This is a genomic window from Mucilaginibacter sp. RCC_168, assembly GCF_041355315.1.
Classification (GTDB): domain Bacteria; phylum Bacteroidota; class Bacteroidia; order Sphingobacteriales; family Sphingobacteriaceae; genus Mucilaginibacter.
On the sequence record NZ_JBFUPN010000059.1, the window covers coordinates 1 to 2,733 of the forward strand.

The 2,733-nt window shown below is 48.3% G+C and carries 2 protein-coding genes; both read right to left on the reverse strand.

What is annotated here, in order from left to right:
- Positions 1-116: 116 nt before the first annotated feature.
- The gene (gene istB, locus AB6735_RS27925) at positions 117-869 is read right to left on the reverse strand and encodes an IS21-like element helper ATPase IstB (RefSeq protein ID WP_370999466.1); all 753 of its coding nucleotides are present in this window, start codon (positions 867-869) and stop codon (positions 117-119) included.
- 18 nt (positions 870-887) lie between these two features.
- Positions 888-2,417 (reverse strand): IS21 family transposase, encoded by a 1,530-nt coding sequence (gene istA, locus AB6735_RS27930; protein ID WP_370999467.1) that lies wholly within the window; start codon positions 2,415-2,417, stop codon positions 888-890.
- Between the last annotated feature and the right edge of the window lie 316 nt (positions 2,418-2,733).

The following is a 2,733-nucleotide window of genomic DNA, read 5'->3' on the forward strand; positions in this document are numbered from 1 at the left end:
TGGGTATTCTGCGGAGGGTGACCATGCTATTCCGTGGCAAACGGAGCATGTATTTGGCTGGCGGACGAGTACAGCAAATGCTGTTTCAGCGTTTCAAAGTTAGTTATTAAAAGTGATTATTGGTAGCTGGCGTCTTTGTCATCAGGCTTGCGTTTTTTTCTCATCGATTCTCCTTTCAGCTCTATCCGGTGCGCACTGTGTACGATCCGGTCCAGAATAGCATCCGCTATGGTTTTCTCACCGATGACCTCATGCCACTTACTTACCGGAAGTTGCGAGGTTATGATCAGTGAGGTCTTGCCATGCCTGTCCTCAATAATCTCCATCAGTGCCGCCCTGCTTTGTGCATCAAAAGGCTGTATGCCGAAGTCATCAAGAATGAGTAACTGCTGCCGTTCGATCTTACCGATCTCCTTCACATAGGATCCGTCTGCCTTGGCCATCTTAAGTTTCGCGAATAGCTTAGGCGTACTTGCATAATATACCCTGTAAGCCTGCGTACAGGCCTGGTAGCCGATAGCGGAAGCGATATAGCTTTTGCCAATACCGGTACTGCCGGTAATGAGCAGGTTCTCATTACGGTCAATGAAAGTACAGTCCGCCAGGCGCATGATCTGGTTGCGATCGATACTCCGATCAGCATGGTAGTGCACATCCTCCACGGAAGCCTTGTAACGGAACTTGGCGTAATAGATCTGCCGTTCGATGCGCCTGTTATGCCGGTCATCCCACTCAGCTTCTACCAGGTGGGCCAACAGTTCATCTGCTGTGTAATCATTGGTTTTACCTGTCTCCAGGGTGCTTTGAAAAGCATGATACATGCCGAAGAACTTTAGCTTCCGCATTTTGTCTAATGTACTTGTGTTCATGGTATTATTGTTTAACGGTTATTTGTAATAGTCTTCTCCTCTGATATTATCATGGTCTGGCATAGGCAGTTCACCTGCAAACAGGCTGTCTTCATACTGATCCATGTTCTTTTCTATGATCAGATTAATGGTTTTGTAGTTATAGAGACCGTAACTCAAGCCTCTTCTGCAAGCCAGGATCAGGCGTTCATTGCCCACCCTCTTGGCAAAGCCCAGGATACCCAGGCAGGATTTATAAGCTTGCTCGGCGTGGCGTTTGCGGTCAAAGATGTTATGGATATAGAGCCTGACATCCTCATGTATCGAAGCGGCCCACCCCAGGAACTTATCCTTTGACCAGTCCGTAACAAACTGGTGGGTAGAGGCCATATGATCATCTTCTGTGGTATAAAGATGGGCTCCCCGGGTTCGTTTGTGCATGGCGATCCGTTCATAATGATAAAAGGCTTCTACTGAAGCACTGGAATATAACAGCTTGATCTTCTTACCGATGAACCGATAAGGGACGCTGTAGTAATGCTTGTCAGGGCCCAGGCAGACATGGCCATTCTTCATCACCGTAGCATGAAACTGCTTTTTCAGCTCGTAAGACAACACCGGCAGTGGCGAGAGCACATGACGTTCGATCTCTTCGAACTGTTGTCTCCGGCTGTAATTGCGACCCTGAAGCAGCAAGTTGTTATGCAACTCCAGTTCAACCCTGATGGCTTCATTCAGTTCCCTAAGCGAATGAAAAACAGCCTTCCTTAAAGGTGCATAGATCCGGGTATACATGATCCTGACAGCACCCTCTACCAAAGCTTTATCACGAGGGCGGTACGCCCGGGCTGGTAGAATAGTGGTGCCATAATGATCGGCAAAGTCTTCGAAAGTTTCATTCAGGGTGGGTTCAAAGCGACTGCTTTTGGTTACTGCTGCTTTCAGGTTATCCGGCACGATAGCATCGGGAACCCCTCCAATATATTGCAGGGTATGTTCACAAGCTGTAACAAAGTCTTCTTTCTGTTGGCTCATAACGGCCTCTACGTAAGTAAGCTGGCTGGCACCAAGGATGGCTACAAAGATCTCTACCTCAATGATCTCGCCGGTCTCTTTGTCGGTGATGCTCATCTTCTGGCCTGCAAAGTCCACATAGAGCTTGTCCCCAGCCTTATGATCAATATGCATCACCGGGTTTACCCTGGCTTTCCATTGGTTAAAGTAAAAGCAGAACTGACTGTATTTGTATCCGTCCGGGAACTCTTTATAGTATTCTTTCCAAAGGATCTGCCGGTTAACACCGACACGTTTAAGCTCCTTGTCAACATGGGGGAAACAACGCAGCATGGATAACATCATGCCTGAAGGGGCCTTTTCTTTACTCTTACCGAAGAGGTCTTCCAGCTCTTTATCGTTCAGGGCATTAACCTCATCAAAGGCAAAGCCACTATCCTTAAAGGCGGTCAGGTACTTCTTAACGGTGTTTCGGGATGCGTCCGTCTGAGCCGCTATCGACATGATACTGCGCCCATGATGGTACATCCTTAATATCTTCCTAATCTTACTCATACTTAATGTAGTGTTGGCCATGCTTCGTAGGGTTATGTTAAACCCCGCAAAGATGGGTGCTTCTACAGTATAAGCTGTCTCGTCCGGGTGGTCAGATTGGCCCGGAATGCCTGGTCAAATTACCCGGATCGCCTGGTCAATTTGGCCCGGAATGACTCGTCAGCTTAACCCGGAAACGGGTCGCTTTACGAGTGCTACATGGTCAGTTTGCCCCGGAACAGCTGGTCAGGCCTCCCGGAACGCCCTGGTCAAATATCGGCGGAACACATTGCAACATTGCCCCGGAATACATGGTCAATTTCAGCGGTATACCCAC